The organism is Chondrinema litorale (genome assembly GCF_026250525.1).
GTDB lineage: Bacteria > Bacteroidota > Bacteroidia > Cytophagales > Flammeovirgaceae > Chondrinema > Chondrinema litorale.
The window spans coordinates 477,759-502,232 of sequence record NZ_CP111045.1 but is presented as its reverse complement, the minus strand read 5'-3'; the positions used below and the strand labels follow the sequence as shown (position 1 = coordinate 502,232).

General features: G+C 35.3%; 23 protein-coding genes. 17 read left to right on the top strand and 6 right to left on the bottom strand.

What is annotated here, in order from left to right:
- Position 1: 1 nt before the first annotated feature.
- Both OQ292_RS24925 and OQ292_RS24920 read right to left on the bottom strand, forming a co-directional pair.
- Positions 2-712, bottom strand: coding sequence for a response regulator transcription factor (locus OQ292_RS24925; RefSeq protein ID WP_284686703.1), 711 nt, complete (start codon positions 710-712; stop codon positions 2-4).
- 5 nt (positions 713-717) lie between these two features.
- On the bottom strand, positions 718-1,494 hold the full coding sequence (locus OQ292_RS24920; RefSeq protein WP_284686702.1) for an alpha/beta fold hydrolase: 777 nt from the start codon (positions 1,492-1,494) through the stop codon (positions 718-720).
- Positions 1,495-1,754: 260 nt separating this feature from the next.
- On the opposite strand from OQ292_RS24920, the gene OQ292_RS24915 reads away from it, so the two are divergent.
- Both OQ292_RS24915 and OQ292_RS24910 read left to right on the top strand, forming a co-directional pair.
- Positions 1,755-2,291 (top strand): dihydrofolate reductase family protein, encoded by a 537-nt coding sequence (locus tag OQ292_RS24915; RefSeq protein ID WP_284686701.1) that lies wholly within the window; start codon positions 1,755-1,757, stop codon positions 2,289-2,291.
- 159 nt (positions 2,292-2,450) lie between these two features.
- Positions 2,451-3,791 carry a metal-dependent hydrolase family protein gene (locus tag OQ292_RS24910; protein WP_284686700.1) on the top strand — a complete coding sequence of 447 codons (1,341 nt, stop codon included), beginning with the start codon at positions 2,451-2,453 and terminating at the stop codon, positions 3,789-3,791.
- Between the two features lie 59 nt (positions 3,792-3,850).
- Here OQ292_RS24910 and OQ292_RS24905 read toward each other — a convergent pair whose 3' ends face one another.
- Together OQ292_RS24905 and OQ292_RS24900 are read right to left on the bottom strand one after the other, a co-directional pair.
- Entirely contained in the window at positions 3,851-5,071 is a 1,221-nt protein-coding gene (locus tag OQ292_RS24905; protein ID WP_284686699.1) for a permease, read from the bottom strand.
- A 236-nt stretch (positions 5,072-5,307) separates the two neighbouring features.
- Positions 5,308-6,183, bottom strand: coding sequence for a sugar phosphate isomerase/epimerase family protein (locus OQ292_RS24900; protein ID WP_284686698.1), 876 nt, complete (start codon positions 6,181-6,183; stop codon positions 5,308-5,310).
- A gap of 243 nt (positions 6,184-6,426) precedes the next feature.
- Here OQ292_RS24900 and OQ292_RS24895 point away from each other — a divergent pair, with 243 nt between their 5' ends.
- The 13 genes from OQ292_RS24895 (at position 6,427) to OQ292_RS24835 (ending at position 21,727) form a co-directional block, all read left to right on the top strand.
- Entirely contained in the window at positions 6,427-7,308 is an 882-nt protein-coding gene (locus tag OQ292_RS24895; protein ID WP_284686697.1) for an AraC family transcriptional regulator, read from the top strand.
- 201 nt (positions 7,309-7,509) lie between these two features.
- Positions 7,510-8,640: a muconate/chloromuconate family cycloisomerase gene (locus tag OQ292_RS24890; RefSeq protein WP_284686696.1), complete on the top strand. Its 1,131-nt coding sequence runs from the start codon at positions 7,510-7,512 to the stop codon at positions 8,638-8,640.
- A gap of 7 nt (positions 8,641-8,647) precedes the next feature.
- Positions 8,648-8,926, top strand: coding sequence for a muconolactone Delta-isomerase (gene catC / locus OQ292_RS24885; protein WP_284686908.1), 279 nt, complete (start codon positions 8,648-8,650; stop codon positions 8,924-8,926).
- Positions 8,927-8,958: 32 nt separating this feature from the next.
- Positions 8,959-9,897 carry a catechol 1,2-dioxygenase gene (gene catA / locus OQ292_RS24880; RefSeq protein WP_284686695.1) on the top strand — a complete coding sequence of 313 codons (939 nt, stop codon included), beginning with the start codon at positions 8,959-8,961 and terminating at the stop codon, positions 9,895-9,897.
- Positions 9,898-9,955: 58 nt separating this feature from the next.
- Positions 9,956-10,741, top strand: a complete 786-nt coding sequence (pcaD, locus tag OQ292_RS24875) for a 3-oxoadipate enol-lactonase (RefSeq protein ID WP_284686694.1) — start codon at positions 9,956-9,958, stop codon at positions 10,739-10,741.
- 17 nt (positions 10,742-10,758) lie between these two features.
- Entirely contained in the window at positions 10,759-12,102 is a 1,344-nt protein-coding gene (locus OQ292_RS24870) for a 3-oxoacid CoA-transferase (protein WP_284686693.1), read from the top strand.
- A 4-nt stretch (positions 12,103-12,106) separates the two neighbouring features.
- On the top strand, positions 12,107-13,312 hold the full coding sequence (gene pcaF / locus OQ292_RS24865) for a 3-oxoadipyl-CoA thiolase (RefSeq protein WP_284686692.1): 1,206 nt from the start codon (positions 12,107-12,109) through the stop codon (positions 13,310-13,312).
- 85 nt (positions 13,313-13,397) lie between these two features.
- Positions 13,398-13,817: a DinB family protein gene (locus tag OQ292_RS24860; protein WP_284686691.1), complete on the top strand. Its 420-nt coding sequence runs from the start codon at positions 13,398-13,400 to the stop codon at positions 13,815-13,817.
- 244 nt (positions 13,818-14,061) lie between these two features.
- Complete coding sequence (locus OQ292_RS24855; RefSeq protein WP_284686690.1) at positions 14,062-15,279, top strand: imelysin family protein; 1,218 nt, start codon at positions 14,062-14,064, stop codon at positions 15,277-15,279.
- Between the two features lie 118 nt (positions 15,280-15,397).
- The gene (locus tag OQ292_RS24850; protein ID WP_284686689.1) at positions 15,398-16,810 is read left to right on the top strand and encodes a di-heme oxidoreductase family protein; all 1,413 of its coding nucleotides are present in this window, start codon (positions 15,398-15,400) and stop codon (positions 16,808-16,810) included.
- Positions 16,807-17,907, top strand: a complete 1,101-nt coding sequence (locus OQ292_RS24845) for an imelysin family protein (protein ID WP_284686688.1) — start codon at positions 16,807-16,809, stop codon at positions 17,905-17,907. Before OQ292_RS24850 ends, OQ292_RS24845 begins: the two co-directional genes overlap by 4 nt.
- Before the next feature lie 20 nt (positions 17,908-17,927).
- Positions 17,928-19,295, top strand: coding sequence for an HTTM domain-containing protein (locus tag OQ292_RS24840; RefSeq protein WP_284686687.1), 1,368 nt, complete (start codon positions 17,928-17,930; stop codon positions 19,293-19,295).
- Positions 19,292-21,727 (top strand): TonB-dependent receptor, encoded by a 2,436-nt coding sequence (locus OQ292_RS24835; protein WP_284686686.1) that lies wholly within the window; start codon positions 19,292-19,294, stop codon positions 21,725-21,727. The genes OQ292_RS24840 and OQ292_RS24835 overlap by 4 nt, the downstream gene beginning before the upstream one ends.
- 70 nt (positions 21,728-21,797) lie before the next feature.
- Here the strand turns inward: OQ292_RS24835 and OQ292_RS24830 are convergent, their stop codons facing one another.
- Entirely contained in the window at positions 21,798-22,292 is a 495-nt protein-coding gene (locus OQ292_RS24830; protein ID WP_284686685.1) for a PRC-barrel domain-containing protein, read from the bottom strand.
- A 48-nt stretch (positions 22,293-22,340) separates the two neighbouring features.
- Positions 22,341-22,526 (bottom strand): hypothetical protein, encoded by a 186-nt coding sequence (locus OQ292_RS24825; RefSeq protein ID WP_284686684.1) that lies wholly within the window; start codon positions 22,524-22,526, stop codon positions 22,341-22,343.
- Positions 22,527-23,234: 708 nt separating this feature from the next.
- Between OQ292_RS24825 and OQ292_RS24820 the strand changes: the two genes are divergently transcribed.
- Complete coding sequence (locus tag OQ292_RS24820) at positions 23,235-23,666, top strand: hypothetical protein (protein WP_284686683.1); 432 nt, start codon at positions 23,235-23,237, stop codon at positions 23,664-23,666.
- A gap of 63 nt (positions 23,667-23,729) precedes the next feature.
- Complete coding sequence (locus tag OQ292_RS24815) at positions 23,730-24,449, top strand: SDR family NAD(P)-dependent oxidoreductase (protein WP_284686682.1); 720 nt, start codon at positions 23,730-23,732, stop codon at positions 24,447-24,449.
- The last annotated feature ends 25 nt before the right edge of the window (positions 24,450-24,474 follow it).

The window sequence follows — 24,474 nt, the reverse complement described above, 5'->3', positions numbered from 1 at the left end:
TTTAATATTCTTCTATTAGGTAGAAGGCCTGCGCGAGTTTAAATAGTTCATTGAAAGATTTAATTTTCAGCTTGTTAAATATGTTTTTGCGATGAGTATCTACTGTTAATTTGGAGATAAAAAGCTTGTCGCCAATTTCTTTATTGTTAAGCCCTCTGGCAAACAATTGCATTATCTCTTTTTCTCTTTTGGAGAGAGAACTAAATAGCTCCCAGCCATTTCTGTTTACATAGGCTTCGCCAAGTATATCTTCTAGTACTTTACCTGGTTTACCTAAATCGTTTAAAGAGTAAAAAAAATTGAAATACAATTTGCCATCGCCATAAAAGATTTTGTTGCTTAACAACCAAGACATTTCTCCACCGAGTTTCAGTCGTTGTAAATAGGTTAAAACTGAGTTTCGGTCATTCTCTTGTTTGTAATTTTTGATTAAAAACAGCATCCGGTTAAGTACTTGTTTGTCTGATATTTCTATCAACTTACCGAATCCTTTAGACAAAATAGTATCAGCGATTTCGTTACCAAAACCACTAATAGACATGTGGTTCATATACACCAAATCCAGACTATCCACTTTGTTTATAGTAATAGGATAGGGCATATATTCACAAACTGACTTAAAGACTTTAGGGTCTTTTTCAGATAGTTTTACCAATCGATAAACATGAAGTCTATTGTTACTAATAGATTCATTTTCAGTAAACCGAGCCATAACAGTTATCCAAATGTTGAATTAGCAAAATCTGCTATTAATGTTAAAAAATCATCTGGTTGTTCTAAAGATGGATAATGTCCACTGTTTTTAACGATTTTGATTTCAAAGGAATTATTCGCATCTGTCTGAATTTGTTTAATATAATCTAGGTTGATTATAGAATCATTTTCTCCATGAATAATACATTTGTTAATCGTTAATCCGAGAAAAACAGTCCTTTCATCCTTAAATGCATTTGGTGTTGCAATACCTAATGCTATAGCCGATCGAATTTTTGGGTCTGATTTATCAAAATCTTCCTGTAAAATAGGAATGACTTCTTTAATTGTTACTGTATCTTCAAAAAATGCCTCAACTTCTTTTTGAGAAGGTGATTCTGTAAATAGGGTAGCACCATGTGGATTTGGCAAAAATGCCTCATTTAAATTAATTGGATTTTTTAATGGAGGAGTTCCAAATATCACGATACCTTCTAACTCAGATATTTCGTCTGCAATTTCTAAAGTTAAATGTCCGCCAAATGAATGTCCAACTAAAATAAATTTTCCATTAATTGTATTTAATACATCTAAAATATTCTTCTTAAACCCTTCAATAGAATAACTACCATTTTTTTCTGAATTGCCATGACCTTCAAGATCAAAGCTAATAAGATTATAGGGAATAAGGTCTGAACCAAATAGTGAATCATAGATTCTATTTGAGCTTGAATTTCCATGTATAAATACTATTGTCTCAGGTTTACTACCTTTTTTTTGTAGTATGTTTATCTTTTGCAATTTTAGATTAATTTTTAGTCAAAAAATTTGTCGATTCCAGAATAATGCAATTATACATTTAAAAAATGCAATTACTAATTACGAAAATTAATAATGAAGTTGGAAAAATCACAAGAAATAAGGGGAATATTTGTAAATAATTTTAAATAAAAGTTATCAATTTGAGAAAAAATAGTTGCAATTTAGAAGGATAGCGAAGTGGTTTTGTAATTACTTATGGTTATTACAAGAATAAGGTAAGTTATATATAGATGTTTTTTATGGATAGAAAATTAATTCTTTACATCGCGATGAGTCTTGATGGTTATATTGCTAAAAAAGATAGCAATATAGACTTTCTTTCTATGGTAGAAGTGCCCAACGAAGATTATGGATATCATGCATTCCAATACCAAGTAGACACCGTAATTTGGGGCCGCAAAACTTTTGATAAAGTGCTATCTTTTGGTATTGATATACCTCATAAAGATAAAAATGTGTATGTAATTTCTAAATCACAAACAGGAACAAAAGAGCATGTAGTTTATCATAACAATGTGGTAGAGCTAATCAAAAAATTGAAAACCAAAGAAGGTAAAGATATCTATTGCGATGGAGGTGGAGAAATTGTTTTTGAATTGCTTAAAAATTCATTAATTGATAGGCTTATTATTTCAGTTATCCCTCATCTATTAGGTAATGGCATTCCCTTGTTTAAAGATGGTAGACCTGAGCAAAATATTAAGTACAAACAAAGTATATCCTATCCTTCTGGTCTTGTTCAGCTTTGGTATGATGTAGAAAGAAGCGAAAAATAGGTGAAGTTAGTTTTATTTCACAAGCCTAAAATTGTATTTTTAATAAAATACTATCAATAATCTATTTAAATTAATAATGAATATATCGAAATATTGATATTTTTTTAATGATAAGGCTATATTTGATTATCTCTTAATGATTAAAACTACTTCAATATCATGTATTCAAAATTATCCCTAAACTTTACTACTCTCATTTTTCTTTGTTTGTTTTCTCATTTTTTATCTGCCCAAGACTTTACATTAATACAAAATGTAAATGTATGGGATGGAACCAGTGATAAATTGAAAAATGGACAAAGTGTATTAATTGAAGATAACCTTGTAAAAGAGGTTGGAAAAAATCTTTCTGCACCAGATGGCGCCAACATTATAGATGGAAAAGGCAAAACACTTATTCCCGGTATGTCTGATGCACACACGCACTTGGCAACTACCTCAAGAGGAAACGACAGGCGTAACAGCGAGCATTGGATGTACATTGCAGCTAAATCTACTAAAGCAGCCGAAAATTTTTTAATGCTGGGTTTTACTACTGTACGCGATCTAGGTGGACCAGTTTTTGGCCTCAAAAGAGCTATTGACGAAGGCATTATTCCCGGACCAAGAATTTACCCTTCTGGCGGTTTTCTCTCGCAAACTTCTGGGCATGGTGACTTTAGAAATCCGAGTGAACCTAACCCACACTTTGCTGGCAAAGGTAATTTACCAATGGACCAGCAAGGTTGGTTTTATTTAGTTGATGGAAGACCAGAAGTGCTTAAGGCAGCTAGAGAAAACTTAAAAAATGGAGCCACACAACTAAAAGTGATGGCCGGTGGTGGAATCTCATCTGAGTTTGATCCTATCCATTCAGTGCAATTTACGCCAGATGAGTTAAGTGCTGCTGTTGAAGCTGCTGCTGACTGGGATACTTATGTAGCAGTACACATTTATACATCAAAAGGAATTATTCGTGCATTAGAAGCTGGTGTAAAATGTATAGATCATGGACATTTGGTAGACGAAGAAGCCATGAAATTGATTAAAGAAAAAGATGCTTGGTTAGTACCACAAAGTTATTGGAGTTTAAGACCAGCTCCAGATTCTACCGTAGAGCTCACCAACCGAATGAAGAAGTCACTACAGGTAAGAGCCGGTGCAATTAACGAAATGGAATTGGCTAAAAAGTACAATGTTAACCTTGGTTATGGCACAGATGCTTTCGGTCCACTTGGTGGTGAAGAAAGAGCACTTCAAGAATTTACATCTAGAGTAAGATGGTATACACCTTTAGAAGTGCTAAAGCAAGCAACTTCTGGCAATGCAAAATTGCTGGCAATGTGCGGCAAGTTAGATCCTTATACTGAAGGTAAATTGGGCGTAGTTGAGCCCGGTGCTTACGCAGACCTTTTAATTTATGAAGGAAACCCACTAGAAGATGAGCAGGTAATTGTAAACTACAAAGAAAACTTAAAGCTCATTATGAAAGATGGAAAGGTGTACAAAAATGAATTGTAACCTATTCTATTGATAGGTAAAAAGCGTTTTGGAAGATCTACTCCAAAACGCTTTTTTATTTATAGCACAAATAATTTTACAATTATACCACCAACAAGCCATGCAAAACAGATAAACACAAGAACGGTTAATACTTTCTCTAATGTCATACTCTTTGGAGCCATTTCTTTATGATGCATCACATCTTTACCTATAACAAAACCCAGATAAATCAATATTCCAGAGATTACAATAAAAGCAATGTTCAAAAAGAAGGTGTAATTAATTTTAAAATGTTCGCTTTCAGTAATGCTTTTGCCAGAAGCTTCTGGTAATAGACCAGCTAAATCAAATCCGTAGTGTAAAGCTAATGAGGTAACAATAAGTGAAGTGAATAGTAGAAAAAGTATAAAAAACGACATCTTCCATCCATAGTATTTTGCATTAATTCTTAACACAGGAAAAACCACCAAATCGCTAAAGATAAATGCCAATACACCAGCAAAACTAACTCCTTTACCCAAAAGCAAAGCTGCTAAAGGTATATTTCCCATAGAACCAATAAAGGTGATAAAAGCGGCTATAGGTCCAACAATTACATGTTCTAGTAAAGTGAAAAAACTGAATGAATCTGTATTTTCTCCAGTATTTATAAAGAGAGTTTGAAAGAAAGAATCAGGAACAAAAGCAGCCACAATACCTGCAATGGTAAATCCTAGAGTTACATCTTTCCAAACCATTTTCCATTCCATACCAAATTGTTTCCCTACTTTTATCCAGTTTTCGGTCGACTTAATTTTTTCTTTTATTGATGCATCGTTTTCCATTTCATCTTTAGTATCTTCAAGTCTATTTCGGGCATTTTCTATGAGTTTTTTAGGCTTTATTAAGTAGATGAGCAACCAACTAAAAAATATGAGTAAGACACCACCAAGGTATTCACCAACTACAAATTGCCAACCTAAAAAGATTGAAATAATAATCCCTAACTCAATTACCAGATTGGTAGATGCTAATAAAAAAGCAATAGATGCAATAAAACTAGCGCCCTTTTGAAACAATGATTTTGTAGTAGCTAAAGCTGAAAAACTACAAGAGCTACTTATAAACCCAAAAAAAGAACTTAACCCAATACTTTTAATGCTTTTGTCGCCCATTGCTTTTTGCATTCGTTTTTCGGTAACAAAAATTTGAATAGCAGAACTTACAATGTAACCGAGTATAAATGCCCATAACGCCATCCAGAAGAAACCTGTGGAAGTATAAGCTGCTTCTCCCCATTTTTCAAGAAAGTTATTCATAGCTGTGGTAGTTGTTTAATTGTAAAATTTATCTATCTAATAGTTTTTCGAGTATTTCTACAATTGCAACTACGCTCATATTCAATTGTTTATAGACAATCCATATGTGAAAAGGAGTAGGTTGGTGGAAGAGATTATAAGAAGTTATAAAAAAAATAAGGATGAAAGTCTAGCTACTTCGAGTGACCTTCATCCTTTTATTAATTGTCTAAAGATTCAACTTTAAACCAATTCAATTATTTAAAACCGAATTTCTTTAAGTTTCCGTGGCTAATTTTAATAGCTTCTAGAGGTGCTAATTCAAAAGTTTGGTCTTGCTCTACAATGTAGTAGATCATTCCAGATAACTCTTTTTTCTCTCTAATTTTAGCGAAATCGATGGTGCCAGTTCCAACAGGAGCAAATTTACCTTCTTCGTCCATGTCTTTTACGTGCCACATTTTAAAACGACCCGGAAATTTCTCGAAGTACTCAACAGGGTCTGCACCAGCTTTAGTAACCCAATATAAGTCCATTTGGAAGTTCACTATCTCAGGATCAGTATTTTTTAGAAAATGTTCGATTGGAACTATGCCATTCTTATCTTCTTTAAATTCAAAATCGTGATTGTGGTAAAGTAACTCCATTCCAGCGTCTTTACATTTCTTACCTACAGTAGTTAAGAAGTTTGTTACAAACTCAATATCATCACTCATGTACATTGTACGAGTTTCAGGATCGAATTTGAAATGTCCCATTGGAGGAACTGGAATTACAAAATACTTAAAGCCAGCAGCTTTGGCATCAGCAATAAATTCATCTGCATTGTCCAAAGTAGCAGCTCCCATGTGTGTACTTACTGGTGTTAGCTTGAGCTTTTTAAGAAATTTTTTAAACTCCTTTGGTTCCATACCATAAAACTTACCGTCTTTATAGCCTGTAGCCTCAATATATTTATAGCCTATATTAGCAATTTCTTGTAAAGTTTCTTCAGGGGCTTTGTCCATTTCTGCTCTAACAGTATAGAGTGTTGCACCGCCAAATTTGCTCTGAGAAAAACCTTGAAAAGAAATAAAATAAAGCGCAGAAAATAATAAGAGTATTAAAAAGTTTCTTTGCGTTTTTGTTTTCATATTTATCGTGTTAAATGATGTTGAAACATCAAAAATACATAAAGAGAGTTCAAGAAAAAATAAGTGATTCAATATTCGATAAAAAGATGTTTTCAGCTCATTAATCTCAGCTATAATTGAAATGAGATTGACGCTTTATAGCGTGTTTTTTCCATTAATAGAAATTGAAAATCTTTTATGAATTGAGTTTGTTAAACAAATAGATTATTAATAATATGGGATGCAGTTAAAAGCAATTGACCAATGCGGGAAAAGTTTTATTATGATGGTTTATTTGGAGAAGATTCAATCGATCTGGTTCGAGATGTAATTTATGTAAGTGCCATTAACCAGAAATACCAGTTTAATAAGGGATTTATAAAGCCTCATGCACACAGCAATCTATTTCAGATATTTTTGTTCGAAACTGGCTCAGCCACTTTTACTGTAAACGATAACTCTTTTGAAGTTAAAGCCAAGTCTTTTATTACTGTTCCTAAAAATGTGTTGCATGGTTTACAAATGACTCCTGAAACTACAGGCTGGCTTATTACGCTTTCAGATATTGCTTTGGAGCGCATGCTTACTTTAGATACCAATATTATTTTCGCGATAGATGAAATACTAATATGCGAAATAAATATGGAGAATGCATTAATTGAGAATTTATATGTTACCATGCATAAATGTATTGTCGAATTTAACAATCAACTTCCGGCAAGAGAGTTTGCCTTAGAATATTTAGTCGGCATGTTGTTAATCAGGCTCTATCGCATACCAAGGCAAGACTTAAAATCTGTAGATATTAAAGATCATGTATATAATATATACTACCGCAATTTTTTACATCTAGTAAAAGAAAATCATCACTTTAATACTTCGGTACAGAGCTATGCCGAAAGCTTAAAAATTTCTACTGGTCACTTAAATAGAATTTGCCACGAAGTTTCAGCAAAATCTCCAAAGCAAATTATACATGATTACTTTATTAGCGAATCGAGAAGATATTTGGGCGACATAAAAAAAACAGTGGCACAAATATCTTATGAATTAGGTTTTGAAGACCCTAATTACTTCACCCGCTTCTTTAGACAAAAAACTGGATTGTCTCCAAGTGCTTACCGAAGATCTATTGGTGCACATTAAGTATGTTGTGCGATTTGTCACTGTTTCGATTCAAAAATTGCTAGATACGTGCTTGTATTTTTAGATGATGTTTGATTTGTGCTATTTTTAATTCAAATTGAAAGCCGAACATTCAATTTATTAAATAAATTTGGAACAACTCTCAAATACTAATACAGCTCTTACTGTTTAGATAATTTTTCTCATTAAAGTGATATTTTAATGGACAATAAACAACACCCAATAATTATTGGGATACAAACTACTATTGTAGATCTCCCAACAATTCGACCACATCAATTGTCGATGGCAACCATGCAAATACAGTCTATGGTTATCATCCAATTGAAGTGTAGCGATGATATTATCGGGTTGGGAGAAGCCACAACAATTGCTGGTTTAAGTTACGGAGCAGAGTCGCCAGAAGGGATGAAGCTTGTAATAGACCAGTATATAACACCGCTCATAAAGGGGCAAAATGCAAGTAACATTCGCTTGCTAATGTCTCATCTCGAAAAGCACATTAAAGGAAACTATTTTGCCAAAGCAGGAATCGAAACTGCTTTGCTTGATGCCCAAGGTAAAAGACTTGGAATACCTGTAAGTGCTTTGTTAGGCGGAGAAATTAGAAAAGAACTACCAGTATTGTGGACACTCGCCAGTGGCAATACAGCCAGAGATATAGAAGAAGCCCAGCAACTAGTTTATGAAAAAAGACACAAAGCATTTAAGCTTAAAATCGGCAAGAATTTACCTAAAGTAGACATTGCCCATGCATGTGCTATAAAAGAAGCAGTAGGACCAGATATTATGATTACAGTAGATGTAAATCAAGCTTGGTCTGAGGCAGAAGCGAAGTCCAATATTTTAAAATTGCAGGAAGTAGGGATTGATCTTATCGAACAACCCATCCATAAAGATAATTGGGCTGGCTTAGCAAGACTCACCGCGTTTTTCCATACTCCGATTATGGCTGACGAAGCCGTTTCGATTGAATCTGATGCTTTTGCACTTGCTCAACAACATGCTGCCAGTGTTTTTGCGCTTAAAGTGGCAAAAGCCGGAGGATTGTATGGTTTGCTTAGAGTTGCTGCTATAGCAGAATCCGCAGGTATTGCTCTTTACGGAGGTACCATGCTCGAAGGCACAATCGGTACTGCTGCTTCGGCACATGTAATGCGTTGCTTAAAATCACTACAATGTGGGACAGAGTTATTTGGCCCCTTACTACTTACAGACGATATCGTGGTAAATCCGATTCAGTATAAAAATGCTGCTTTGCATTTGCCCGAAGGACCTGGTTTGGGCTTAGAGCTCGATTTTGACAAGATTGAAAAGTACAAACGAAAATGATAAACATATGCTGTTTCATGTAGAAATGACCGTAAACATACCGTCCGATCTGGACAAAGAATTTGTAGAAGATCTCAAGGCAAGAGAGAAAGCACTTGCCAAAAAATTACAAGAAGAAGGCAAGTGGGTACACCTTTGGCGAATTGTTGGCCAATATGCAAACATCAGCATTTTCGATGTAGCAGACAATGGAGAACTACACGACCTGCTTACCTCGCTTCCACTATTTCCCTATATGGATATGAAAGTGATGCCTTTGTGTAAGCACTACTCATCAATAAAATAAACTAGTATTTAACAATTTAAAAGTAATTGAAAATGGAAAGATCAAAAATCGATGAATTTCTAAAAGTAATGGAGAGTACTGAGAAGGGGGGTAATGAAAGAGTAAAACAAATTGTAAACAGAATTGTAAAAGACCTTTTCTATGCAATTGATGATTTTAATGTAACTCCAGATGAGTTTTGGACTGCCATTAATTATTTAACTGAAGCAGGTCAAAATCAAGAATGGGGTTTAATTGCACCCGGTTTAGGTTTTGAGCATTTTCTGGATATGAGATTGGATGAAGAAGAAGAAAAACTCGGGATTAAAGGTGGAACACCAAGAACAATTGAAGGGCCTTTGTACGTTGCAGGAGCTCCCGAGGAATATGGTTTTGCACGATTAGATGACGGTACTGAGTTGGATGAAGCAGAAATTGTTTTTATGCAAGGGCAGGTAAAAGATGAAAATGGAAATCCAGTAGCTAATGCCAGAGTAGAAGTGTGGCATGCTAACCTAAAAGGAAATTATTCTTATTTTGATTCTTCCCAATCTGATTTTAATCTGCGTAGAAGCATTATCACAGATGAAAACGGGAGATATCAGTTTAGAAGCATTATGCCAAGTGGTTACAGTGTTCCACCTAAGGGTTCAACAGAAATCTTGTTAGATGCATTAGGCAGACATGGTCACCGTCCAGCGCACATACATTTCTTTATCTCTGCTGAGGGTTTCAGAAAATTAACCACCCAGATTAACATAGAAGGAGACCCTTATCTGTGGGATGACTTTGCATTTGCAAGTAGAGAAGGTTTAGTGCCAGCAGTGACTAAAATTACCGATGAAAAACTGATTGCCGGAAAAGAATTAGATCAACCTTATTCTTCAATAGATTTTGATTTTTCAATCCAAAGAGAACACCAAACAGGCCCTAAAGCAATAGTAGAAAGAAAAAGAGCAGAACTCGTAGAGAGTAAAAGAGCTGCGATGTAGGATGATAAAACCACTAGCAGTTTTAAAAGCTGTTGGTGGTTTTTAACTTGATAAACAAATGCCAATATCACATTTCAATGACATCAATTGTCATTACATATTTGATAATTACGGACATGCTGATACCCTGATATTTTCCAATTCCTTGGGTACAGATCATACCATGTGGGAGCCGCAAAAGCAGTTTCTTGGAAAGTATTTCAATATCTTAAGGTACGACACAAGAGGTCACGGAAAGAGTAGCACAGGAGACAAAAAAGAATATTCAGTTTCTGATCTAGGTGAAGATGTAATTGCTTTACTCGATCATCTAAAACTGGATAAAGTTTATTTCTGTGGCTTATCTATGGGAGGGCAAATAGGGCAGTGGTTAGCCATTTATGCTGCATATAGATTTAAAAAGATCATTATCGCCAATACGGCAGCAGTAATTGGAACACAAGATGGCTGGAACCAAAGAATAAAATTGATTTTAAGTGAAGGACTTAATTCAATCACTGAAGGTACAGCAACTAGATGGTTTACAGAATCTTTTAGAGAAAATCATCCAGAAAAAGTTGAGCAAATTTTAAAAATCTTTGTTTCGAACGATCCTAAAGGTTATGCTGCTTGCTGCGCCATGGTTCGCGATGCTTTCTTCCCAAAAAATCTATCTGAAATAGATATACCAGTCTTGATTATAAGTGGAAAGCAAGATGCTGTAACCACAGTTACAGATGGAGAATTTATACAAAAACACATTCCCGGTTCATCGCATGTGAGTATCGATGCTGCACACCTCAGCAATTTTGAATGTCCAGAAGAATTCTCGAAACATGTACTCAATTTTATTGAATCAGACTAAATAAACAACATATAACAATGAACAAAGTACCAGTTATAACAGCAAAAGAAGCTGCCGCATTGGTTAAAGATGGCGACATACTTTTAGGAGGAGGTTTCGGCATGACAGGCAACCCTGTTAGTTTGCTTCATGCACTTGCTGAAACAGGTACAAAGAACCTGACATTTATTGGGAACAATGTAGGCGAACCCGGAATCGGTGGAGGCAGGTTGCTAAACAATGGTCAGCTAACCAAAATGATAGGTAGCTTCTTTACCTCTAATCCTGATGCAGTTAAAGCTGCTCAAGAAGGTAAAGTGGAATACGAGTTACTACCACAAGGCACACTTGCTGAAGCTATTCGGGCAGGCGGTGCAGGTATTGGTGGTTTTTTTACACCAACATCTGCCGGAACTAAACTTGCAGAAGAAAGAGAGACCAAAGTAATTGATGGTGTGGAGCAAGTATTTATTAAAAGTATTAAAGGAAATGTAGCATTTATTAGAGCTTGGAAAGCCGATACTGCTGGCAACCTTCAATACAGAATGACCGAACAAAATTTTAACAGAGCCATGGCAACTGCTGCTAAAATTGTAGTGGCAGAAGTACAAGAAATTGTTCAAGAAGGTGAACTTGATCCAAATCAGATTCATACTCCGGGTTGCTTTGTAAATTATCTGGTTGAAAGAAAATTAATCGCAGAAGATTTAGGATCTTCGGCATCTGGCTCTGCCAAAAAAGTAGATGACAAACGCTTAAATATGGCGAAAAGAGCTTTTAAAGAATTACAAAACGGTGATATTGTAAATCTGGGAATTGGCATTCCTACTTTGGTAGCCGATTTTATTAAACCAGAAGATGGTATTGTTTTACATACCGAAAATGGCATGCTGGGTGTTGGCCCAGAACCTAAAGATGGAGGGGGAGCGATGGATTATCCAGTAAACGCAGGAAAAATTCCTGTTACAGCATTGCCCGGAAGTAGTTATTTCGACAGTGCAGAAAGTTTTGCTATGATAAGAGGGAAGCATGTTGATGTGGCAATAATGGGAGGTTTAGAAATTGATGAAGCAGGTAATTTGGCAAACTGGGCAGTACCAGGAAAACCTCTTTTGGGAGTTGGTGGAGCAATGGATTTAGCTTCTGGTGCTAAGCGGTTGATTGTTACACTTAGTCATACTGATAGAAAAGGAAATTCTAAAATTGTTCCGACATGTACACTACCACTTACAGCAAATAACTGTGTGGATATGTGCATTACTGAGCTGGCTGTTTTCAGATATATTAATAGCAAGCTTACCCTGATAGAATTAATGCCCGGAGCCACATTAGAAGAAGTAAGGGCAAAAACCGAAGCTTCCTTTGATGAAAAACTAACCTAAAGACATGAAAGAATCATATATAATTGATGCTGTCCGTACGCCAGTTGGTAAACTAGGTGGAGGACTGTCTGAAGTAAGAGCAGATGATTTGGCAGCAATACCCATCAAAGCATTAATGGATAAGTTTCCGAACTTGCCTAAAGATGCCATTGATGATGTAATACTTGGTTGCCACAATCAAGCTGGAGAAGATAATAGAAATGTAGCGCGTATGGCTTTGCTTCTGGCTGGATTACCGTATACGGTTCCCGGTGAAACTGTGAACAGGCTTTGCTCTTCTGGTATGTCATCGGTAGTGCATGCCAACAGAGCCATAAAAGCAGACGAAGCTGATTTAATAATTTCTGGCGGTATGGAACACATGACCCGCGGACCATTGGTAATTTCTAAAGCGTCGAAACCGTTTGGAAATGATTCTAAAATGGAGAATTCGAGCTTCGGCTGGCGTTTTGTAAACCCCAAGATGGAAGAAATGTATGGAACAGATGCCATGGGGATTACTGCTGAAAACCTCGCTGAAATGTATAAGATTTCTCGTGAAGATCAAGATTTGTTTGCTTATCAGTCTCAAATGAAAGCAGCTAAAGCCCAACAAAATGGCATCTTGCAAGAAGAAATTGTTTCTGTACTTATTCCTCAGCGAAAAGGTGAACCAAAGATAATTAACCAAGATGAATTTATAAGAGCAGAAACTACAGTTGAAATTTTAGCTAAACTTCGACCTGTATTTAAGAAAGACGGTACCGTTACAGCCGGCAATGCTTCTGGTTTAAATGATGGAGCAGGAGCTATGTTAGTGGCCTCAGAAAATGCAGTGAAGCAATATAGCTTGAATCCTAAAGTCCGAATTGTTACTTCGGCAGTTGTAGGTGTTGAGCCAAGAATTATGGGTATAGGCCCAGTTGGTGCGACTAAAAAAGCATTAAAAAGAGCTGGCTTAAAACTCAGTCAAATGGATGTAATTGAGTTAAATGAAGCATTTGCTGCTCAGTCTTTAGCTTGTATGCGAGAGCTAGGCATTGCTGATGACGATGAAAGAGTTAACCCGAATGGTGGTGCCATTGCGATTGGTCATCCTCTGGGTATGTCTGGAACCAGAATTATTCAGGCTGCAACAAACCAGCTATTCAGAACTAATGGAAAATACGCTTTAGCTACTATGTGTATCGGTGTTGGAATGGGCTATGCAATCATTATAGAAAGGGTATAAACAATTTCATTTTTCTTTAATTACCATCATTTTTAAACTCTTCTATTTAAATTTATACTGTTTTAGTTTACTACAGCTTTGTAAAATGCATATAGAAGAGTTAAAATTTTATACGGATAAGTTAAAGATCATTCTCAATTCAAATCCTGACTTGTCTTACAAATGGAATGAAAATAGTCCATCTGCCGCTCAAGTTTTCTATCATACTTTTCAAGCTATTAAATATTGGCTAGGAGAATTGATTTTAGAAATTCCTTCACATCGAAATAGGGATGATGAGTTTGAGGAAACTCATTCCTTAATTGAAATCCAAGCTGCATTATCTGAGTGTGAGATGTTGATCTCAAAGTATCAAAACGCAGAAGTTGAGATTCAAAAAAGCATAAATGTTTTAGTTCAAAACAATCCATCTCGCGAAAAAGCTTGGACAGTCTTAGATGGATTAATTCACATTACTGCGCATACAGCTGAACATTATGGTCAATTGAAGTATTTAGCAAAATGAATATTAATTGAAATTATATTTTAATTAATATTATATTAAATGCTAATATGTTCTGGCTTTTTATTCATTTATCTTACATCATTATTAGATCATTTCCCATCTTTAATTAGTTTTCTAAAGTGCTAGAATTTTGATTAATGAACTTTTTTGGAAAAAATATTTTCCTGAATGTTCAGGATGTTATTATGAAATTTTATATTTGCCATTATTTTTAATTAATCTAAATAAAATCTATAAACACATAATGGTAAAATATTTACATAAGCTTAAAAGTGCATTACTGCTACTTACTTTTTTATTTGTGTTCACAAATTGTGATGATGATGAAGCTGAAAATACTACTCCTACTGTAACCAAGGCTGTTGTTATAGAAAATTATGCAGATTTGGTTTATGCCAATTATGTAGATACTTACAACCTTGCCGCTACCCTAAAGCAAAAAATTGAGACTTTTTTAGCTAATCCAACAGCAGAAACATTAGCTGATGCCAAACAAGCTTGGTTAGATAGTCGCGAGCCTTATGGCCAAACTGAAGCTTTCAGGTTTTATGATGGACCAATAGATGATGAAGATGGTCCAGAAGGACAGTTAAATGCATGGCCTTTAGATGAATCTTATATCGATTATGTGTCTGGAAATGTGAATGGTGCAGATGGTAACATCAATGTAAATATTATTGGAGATGCTGAAACTTTCCCAACTATAGATAAAGATTTAATCGCTGCACAAAATGAAGATGGCGGTGAAACTAACATCAGTTCTGGTTACCATGCCATCGAGTTCTTATTATGGGGACAAGATTTAAGCGAAGGTGCTGGTGGAGGCGACAGACCATACACAGATTATGTAACTACTGAAGAGTGTACCAATGGAAACTGTGATAGAAGAGGTGATTATTTATTAGCAGCTTCTGAATTGTTATTAGATGATTTACAGGTTTTGTTAGATGCTTGGCAACCGGGAGCAGATTACAGATCAACTTTCACTTCTGAATCAGAATTAGACAATTCTTTAGAAAAAATATTAATCGGTATTGGCAAGCTAAGCAAAGGTGAACTTGCTGGTGAGAGAATGTTTGTTGCTTGGGATGAGAAAAGTAAAGAAGATGAGCATTCTTGCTTTAGCGATAACACGCACAGAGATATAGTAAATAATGCAAAAGGCATCTTTAATGTTTACACAGGTACTTATGTGTGGACTGATGGAACTGTGATGGATGGTCCGGGTATTAATGATTTGGTAGAGGAAGAAGACGAAACATTAAACACCGAAATGTTGCAGTTATTAAACTCTTCATTTACTGCGACTCAAGCAATTCAAGCACCTTTTGACCAAGAATTTTTAGCTGAACCAGGTCGCACAAGAATTAAAAATGCTATTGATTTACTGAGAGAACAAGGCGATAAAATTGCAGAAATCTCTGCTATGTTTGGGTTTACACTAGACCCTTCTGATGTATAAGAGATTTGAATCCAATTAGCTGGCAATTAATCAGCTTTAAATTGAACGATTGTCTTAGTTTACAATTAATTAAATATTGATATCCACCCTTGATTACAAGGGTGGATTTATTTGGGTTATGAAAGCGGCAAGGAAATACTCACTAATACTGGCAACAGTTTTATATGCTGTAATTTTACTTTTTGAAAGTTGCCAAGATAAAGATGATGAAATTGTTTGGTTAGAAGAGGGTGAACAATTTTCTGGTGGTTCAACCACAGTGCACGACGAATCTGTAAATGCATTTGGTAATGCAGCCCCAAATCTGATAGGAGATAAAGATTTAATTTTTGTAACAGGGAATTCATTTTTTAATAGAAACTGGGTTACAGCACCTTCCTCTACAGAAGACCTAGACGGTTTAGGCCCTTTTTTTATCGCTCGTTCTTGCTCAAGTTGTCATTTTAAAGATGGTAAAGGAGCACCTCCCGAAGAAGGCGAACAACCTGTATCATTATTATTTAGATTAAGTATTCCCGGAGACTCAGAAACTGGAGGGCCTATTGGAGAACCAAGTTACGGAGATCAATTTGCTACCAATTCAATTTTAGGAGTTACTTCTGAGGGTTCAGTAGAAATTACATACGAAACAATTTCTGGCAGCTTTGCTGATGGAGAAATATACACATTGAGAAAGCCTCAATATAATTTTACTAATTTGGGTTATGGCAATTTTCATGCATCTACAATGGTATCGCCGAGAGTTGCTCAGCATATGATTGGTCTTGGATTGCTTGAAGCAATAGACGAAGTAACACTTAATGAGTATGCAGATGAAAATGATACAAATGGAGATGGCATTTCAGGGAGAATAAACTGGGTTTGGGATTTTGAGGCACAAACTGCTAAAATTGGTCGCTTTGGTTGGAAAGCCAATCAACCATCTGTTAGGCAGCAAGTTGCAGGAGCTTTTGCTGGTGATATCGGTATTACTTCGTCTGTTTTTCCAGAGCAAGCTTGTTCTTCAGCAGAAGAAGATTGCCAGAATGCAGTAAACGGTGGAGAACCGGAACTAAAAGAAAGTATTTTAGAAAAAGTAACACTTTATTCTTCTGCACTAGCAGTTCCTAAAAGAAGAAACTGGGATGATGCTGAAGTGCTAAAAGGAAAACAACTCTTTTTTGAAGCTAACTGTACAGCTTGCCACATCCCTAAAATTACAACTGGTAACCATCCAGATTTTCCTGAATTTAGTAATGAAGTCATCAGACCTTATACTGATATGCTTTTGCACGATATGGGAGATGAGCTGGCAGATGGCAGACCAGATTATTTAGCAGATGGTAATGAGTGGAGAACACCGCCGCTTTGGGGTATTGGTTTAATTGAAGAGGTAAATGGCCATACCAATTTTATGCACGATGGCAGAGCTCGATCTTTAGAAGAGGCAATTCTTTGGCATGGTGGAGAAGCAGGAGCTTCTAAACAGGAGTTTTTAAACATGGAAAAAACTGATAGACAATTTTTAATTCAATTTCTTGAATCATTATGAAAAAGTATTTCTTACTGCTCAATATAGGAATTATAGTATTTGGTTTAGTGGCTTGCGATAGTGAAGATAATTCAGATCAAGATAGTTTTGACAGGCAAGTTATGCTAGAAAATATAGGCACAAACATCATTTTCCCTAGTTACGAAACATTTACCCAAAAAGCGGAAGTGCTTAATGTAGCAGCCGTTACTTTTTCCACAGAAATATCTAGCGAGAATCTATCAACATTACAAAGTGCATGGAAAGAGGCAGCAATTGCTTGGAAATCTGTAGAGATGGTAAACTTCGGACCGATAGATGAAAAAGCACTTGAAACCAGTATTGATAATTGGCCAACCAATACAAACAATATAGAATCTGCTGTAGACACTGAGGAAACAATAGACGAAGCTTATGTAATCAACTTGGGTTCATCTACCAAAGGCTTACCAGCTATAGAATACCTGATATTTAATGGGGAACAAGATGATAATGCGACTTTAGACTTGTTTCAAAACGATGCTCAAAGAGTTAGTTTTCTAGTAGCTTTAACCAACAATCTTGTAAGCATTGCTACAGAGATTAGCAGCGATTGGGAAAGTGGAGATGGTAATTATGTAGCGACTTTTATTTCTTTAGATGGTAAAGATATTGGTAGCTCTACCAATACATTGGCTAATGCTTTAATCATTCTTACAGAAGAAATTAAAAATGAAAAGGTAGGAGTGCCTTTGGGTAAAAAGAGTTTAGGAGAAGTGTTACCCAACAACTTAGAAGCATGGAGAAGTCGCTATTCTTTAGAGTTGATAGAAGAGAACCTTGATGCGATCGATGATATTTTCAATGGAGGAAATTCAACTGGTTTTGACGATTACCTCGACCAAGTAGAAGCCAAACATGATGATGAATTACTCTCACTTACCATCAACAATCAGATTGATGCCATAAGAACTGCCCATGCTGCTGTTAGCCTTTCGATGTACGAAACACTTAACTCAAATCCCGAAGATTTAGAGACTTTATATAATGAACTACAGAAATTGGTAGTGTTGGTAAAAACCGATATGATGTCTCAACTGGGTTTATTGGTAACCTTTAGCGATAATGATGGCGATTAGTTGAATTTTAAGCTGAAACCATGAAAGAGAAAATTAACAAGCTGTTATTTAAAGAGGTGTCAATTGCACCTCTGGCTTTTTTTAGGGTCTTGTTTGGTGCAGTTATGCTTTGGAGTATCCTTCGGTTTATTCTCAATGGATGGATATATCAGCAATACATTCAACCCGGTTTTTTCTTTAGCTACTATGGCTTTGAATGGGTAAAACCATTGCCAGCATTTGCGATGTATTTGGTATTTACCGTGATGGCAATTTCTGCATTTATGGTAATGTTAGGTTGGTTTTATAAAGTGTCAATCAGCCTGTTTTTTGTTTTGTTCAGCTATGTTGAATTGATAGACAAAACGAATTACCTCAATCATTACTACTTTATAAGTCTTGTAGCATTTTTGCTCTTTTGGGTTCCTGCTCATCGCTATTTCTCAATTGATGTTATTAGAAAGCCAAGCATTTTAAAACAGCAAGTTCCGAGATGGGTAATTGCTATTTTCCAGTTTCAGTTGGGAATTGTATATGTCTATGCGGGCATTGCCAAACTCAATCCCGATTGGTTGTTTGAAGCAATGCCATTAAAAATCTGGTTGCCAGTACATTCAGATTTTCCAGTATTAGGTAAGCTGTTTCAATATGAAATTACAGCTTATATATTTAGTTGGTTTGGTGCTATTTACGACCTTACAATTCCTTTTTTTCTATTAAGTAAATTCACGCGCAAGTATGCTTATTTGGCTGTAGTTGCATTTCATGTAATCACTTGGTTGCTATTTCCAATAGGCATGTTTCCATTTATAATGATTGGTGCTACGCTGATTTTCTTTCCTGCTAAATTCCATCAGAATATAATTTACAAAGTTCAAAGCTTGTTTAGCTTAAATAAAAAGAGCTTCTCTAGTCCATCAATTCAACCACAAAAAGCTCTATCTAAGAAATTAGTTATTACTTTTTTAGTTGGTTACTGTCTGCTTCAATTGGTTTTTCCTTGGCGATTTATGTTTTATCCCGGTCATTTATTTTGGACAGAAGAGGGCTACAGATTTTCATGGAGAGTGATGTTAATGGAAAAAGCAGGCTATGTAGTTTTCCATGTGGAAGACAAAGAAACTGGAAGAAAAGGCGATGTATATGCGAGAGATTATCTCACGCCTAACCAAGAAAAAATGATGGCGACTCAGCCAGATATGATATTGCAATTTGCACACTATATAAGAGACGAATACAAGCAACAAGGCATTACTGAACCTGCAATTTATGCAGAAGCATATGTTACGCTTAATGGTGAAGGGAGCAGATTGTTTATCGATCCAACTATTGATTTAAGCAACATAAAAGAAAGTTTTGAGCACAAATGGTGGGTTTTACCTTACCAAAAAACATTAGCAGCACAATGAAGAAGATATTTACTATTCTTTTATTAAACTTATTTATTGCTCTAGCCAATTTTGCTGTTGGTCAGAACTATTCAGTGTCTGGGAAAGTAACTGAGAATGAAACAGGAGATGCGCTTGGTAAAGTAAAAGTCTATGTTCATGATAAAAATATTTCAGTAATTACCACTGAAAATGGTGAGTTTGAGCTAAAGAATTTATCACCGGGCACATATAAATTAAGTGCTTTTTTACTGGGTTATGCGACTCAAACAAAATCTATCCAGATTAAAAATGCGAGTAAAACTGTGGATTTTGCTATGCCTTTACTCGAATCAACATTAGATGAACTGGAAGTTACTGGCGAACAAGATTTTAATGGAATTACACGCTTAAATGCTGTTGAAAAAACGGCAATTTATGCATCAAAGAAAAACGAAGTGATATTGCCAGCTAATCTTGCTGCGAACTTGGCAACGAATAATAGTAGACAAATTTATGCTTCCGTTCCGGGATTGAATATTTGGGAGTCAGACGGAGCAGGTTTGCAATTGGGAATTGGAGCGAGAGGTTTAGACCCAAATAGAACATCCAACTTTAATGTGAGGCAAAATGGTTACGATATCAGTGCTGATGCTTTAGGTTATCCAGAAAGTTACTACACACCACCCACAGAGGCATTGCAAAAAATTGAATTGGTAAGAGGAGCTGCCTCATTGCAGTATGGAACTCAGTTTGGAGGTTTGCTGAATTTCATCATAAAAAAAGGACCTAAAGACAAAGCCATAGAAGTTACTTCAAGACAAACATTGGGCTCTTTTGGTTTCTTTAACTCGTTTAATAGTGTGGGTGGCACTGTAAAAAAGCTGAATTATTATACCTTTTATCAGCATAAACAAGGCGATGGATGGAGACCAAACTCACAGTTTGATCTGGATATGTGGTATGGTGGAGTAAATTGGAATCCGGTTTCTAGACTAAAAATAAATCTGGAATACACCTATATGAAATATCTGGCTAAACAGCCGGGTGGACTTACCGATGCGATGTTTAATGAAGACCCTCGACAATCTATTAGAGATAGAAACTGGTTTAGGGTAAATTGGAATCTATTTTCGCTTTCTCTAGATTATGATATTAGCGATAGACTGTTGTTGAATGTTCGAAACTTTGGTTTAATAGGTGGGAGAGATGCTCTCGGCAATTTGCAACGAATAGATAGAGTAGATGATAACGCCGAGCGAAATTTATTCGTAGATGATTTTAAGAACTTTGGAAACGAAACCAGACTCATTTATCACTACAATACATTTAATCAGCCTTCGGCATTACTTACAGGAATCCGATTTTATAAAGGCAATACGCAAAGAAAGCAAGGAAACGGCACAGATGGCGCTGATGCAGATTTTCATTTCTTAAACCCTGAGAGTCTGGAAGATTCTGACTTTGATTTTCCCGGGAATAATTTCTCAGCCTTTGTAGAAAATGTATTTAACCTTAGTGAAAAATTGAGCATTACTCCGGGTTTAAGGTTTGAGTACATAAATACACAAGCAGATGGCTACTATCAATCTTCAGTTTTGGTAAAAGACCCAGAAACTGGCTTGGGGATAGATTCTACTTTTAATGTTTATGAGGATAAAGAACGTGTTCGTTCATTCATGTTCTTCGGTTTGGGAGCAAGCTATTGGCTAACAGAAGATGTAGAAATCTATGGTAATTTTTCTCGAAATTTTAGAGCAATCAACTTTAACGATATTCGAGTGAATAATCCCAATTTGGTAGTGGATGAAGACATCCAAGATGAATCTGGTTTCAACTTCGATTTAGGTTTTAGAGGCAAATACCAAGACTGGTTAAATTTCGATATTAGTGCATTTTATTTAAGATATAATGGAAGAATTGGCTCAATCTTAAGAGTAGACGAAACCAATTATAGAAGCTACAGATATAGAACCAATGTGGGAGATTCTAGGCATATTGGGCTTGAAGCTTTTGCAGATACAGATATTCTAAAACTATTACAATCCGATTCTCAGTTTAAGCTAAAACTCTTTGGAAATGTATCTTTAATAAATGCAGAATATGTGGCTTCTAAAGAATCTGCTATAAAAGGAAATAAGGTAGAATTGGTGCCAAATATCAATTTAAAAACAGGACTTTCTTTTGGTTGGAAAAAGCTAAAAGCCTCATTATTGTATTCTTATGCAGATGAGCAGTATTCAGATGCCAGTAATGCAGCACAGACTCCTTCGGCTGTTGAGGGAATTATACCGGCCTATTATGTTATGGATTTTTCTGCGAGCTATTCTTATAAATGGTTTTTGCTAGAAGCTGGCTGTAATAACCTCACAAACAATATGTATTTTACGAGAAGAGCTTCAGGCTATCCCGGTCCAGGAATTATTCCATCTGATGGAAGAAGTTTTTATACGACTGTAGGAGTAAAGTTTTAAGCGCAAAAAATAGAGGGAGATAATTACTATCTCCCCTTATTTGGAATTACACTCATTTATATTTCATATACTAATCTCTATAGAAGGCTGAATCATCAAAATTTCTATGTTGATAGAACTCATCATTATATGGTGTTGGGGTTGTTTGAGGTCTATCTAATCTATTTTCGAAGAATGATTGAACAGCAGTTTCATAAGAACGAACTACATATATTGGCTCTCTCTTATATAATGGGAAATTGGCTAAGTTTGCGCTAGTAATGCCAGTAACAATTACATTGTGATCGTCTCTGTTAAGAATAGCTACTCCCAGAGGTATTAGAATCTGATAAGACTCTCCATCTTCAAAAAAATCGTGTTTGAGGTCTACATCTAGGTATCTAATCTTCATATGCTTAACATCAGCAATCAAATCTTTTACTTTGCCTAATTTTTCACCATCACCTCCAACAATATCCCAGCCTCTCACGTCTGGATATTCTTTAGCTACTTTAAATTTATCCATTTGAGATAGTGGATACAGATCGGATTTATGTACGTGATATTTTTTTACAGCAGTTTCCATTTTAAGTTTTTGGTTAAGTTAAATTTATCTTAATGTTCTTCAATCTACCTAATTGACCGTTATAGGATCGACTTGTTGTGTGTCAGTAGATGAGTTGTATTGGTTCTCATAGCTATTATCTGGTTCACTCAGTTGAGTTATAATCAAAGTAACAGCTACTACTAGAATCAGAATGAATGCAACTATCCATTGCCAAACCGATTTCTTTTTGCGTTCTATTTTTATTTCAGCCATTGTATTAAGGTTTAAGTCAAAATTTAATTAGATATTTTCAAGTACTATTCCAGTTAAAAAAATAATTATATTTCTTACTAAAAATGCTCTTGCCCTAATTCTAGGCTATTTTTTAGCATAAACCCTAATTAATTGGGGTTTCGAATCATATTTTTTTTGCGTACTTCCCTCTACATTGTTTGGGTAACTATTCCCCAGAATTGGGATGAAAGAATTTAAGTTATAATGGGGCTTTTTTATTTTGATAGTGAATATCAAAAATGAAAATCTCTGTTTTTGACAAAATTTATATGATTTTACATATTTGCTAATTATCTCAAATGGAATGATTGTTAAAAAAAAGTATTAATATTGCCATTTATCCCTCATTTCAAAATACTCAATATTGGTGTGCGCGTTGTTTGAGTCTCAATGTGAAACAATGTAAAAATTATTTTCACGTAATTTTTTATATAAAAAAGAAGCTAAATCTTTTAAAAATGCATTATCAACCTTTTGATTATTTGCATATAACATAATTATGTTAGATATGCAACAAATTTGATTTTAATCAATTGTCTGATAATCAATCATGTATAAATAATACTCGCTGTTAGAATTATTATATTTCTTTCTAGATGCTGTTTACGTACACAAGTTTGAAATTCGTTGGTTTTAAATGTAAATAATACTATTTCCATCTTAGTATTGTACAAAAATTATTTAATTATGACCAGCGACAATTTAGAAAAACAACTAATTAAGCACGATTGGAAAAGTATCTCAATTGTATATCATGAATCTTCTAACTATATAGAGATGAACTTTACTGGTCCATCTGAAAGTGTGGACTACAGAGCTGCTTGGGATAAAGCCCTTGAGATAGCTACTGAAAACAAAGTGATTCATTGGTTTTTCGATCAGAAAAAGATGAGTCTTTTTCCACAAGATCTTAAATGGGCTACTGAAGATTGGTACCCAAGATCAATAAAAGCTCTTGGGGCTGAAAGATACAATGCCATCGTATCTTCAGATAATTTCTTTAGTGATTATCAACTTAAAAAGAATCTTGATGGCTTATATCAAGATGTAGATAATCCGTCTGTAGCTTATTTCAAATCAAGGGAAGATGCTCTTGAGTGGCTAAAAAGCAATTTTTAGTATAAAAATATATATCAAAACTGAAACAAATCAATCAATTATAAACAAGATAAATTAATAAAAATGAGCATTGAAAACAAAACAGCAATTGTTACAGGTGGTGGTTCAGGTATTGGACTAGGTATTGCCCAAAGATTTGACCAAGAAGGTGCAAATGTTACTATTTGTGGTAGAACTGAATCTAAACTAAAAGACGCAGTTGCAACAATGTCCGAACGTGCATCTTACAAAGTAGTTGATGTATCTAATGAAGAGTCTGTAAAAGAATTTATACAGTCTTTTGAGAGCATCGATATACTATGCACTTGTGCTGGTGGCGGATGGTTTGGTCCGGTAGAATCAGTACCAATGTCAGATGTACGTAGATTACTCGATACACGCTTTTATGGACAATTCATGAGTGTACACTACGCTGTTCCAATTATGGGTGAAGGAAGCAACATTATTTTCTGCTCAGGTATTGCAGATAAAAAAGGCCTTCCGCTTTTCAGTGCTGGAAATGCAATAGATGGTGCTTTAAATGCAGTAGCAAAAGGTTTGGCAGTAGAACTTGCAGATAAAGGTATTAGAGTAAATGCTGTATCTCCAGGTTTAATCCAAACTAACATTTCTAATAATTTAACACAAGAACAAATGATGGAATTTGGTGCTTTAACTCTTGCTCAAATTCCTATGAAGCGTCCAGGTCAACCAAGCGAAGTGGCACAAGCTGCTTATTTCCTTGCAACTTCAACCTATGTAAACGGACAAATAGTTGAGGTTGATGGTGGTTGGACGGCATAAAAACGTAATTATTTTATAGTCTAAA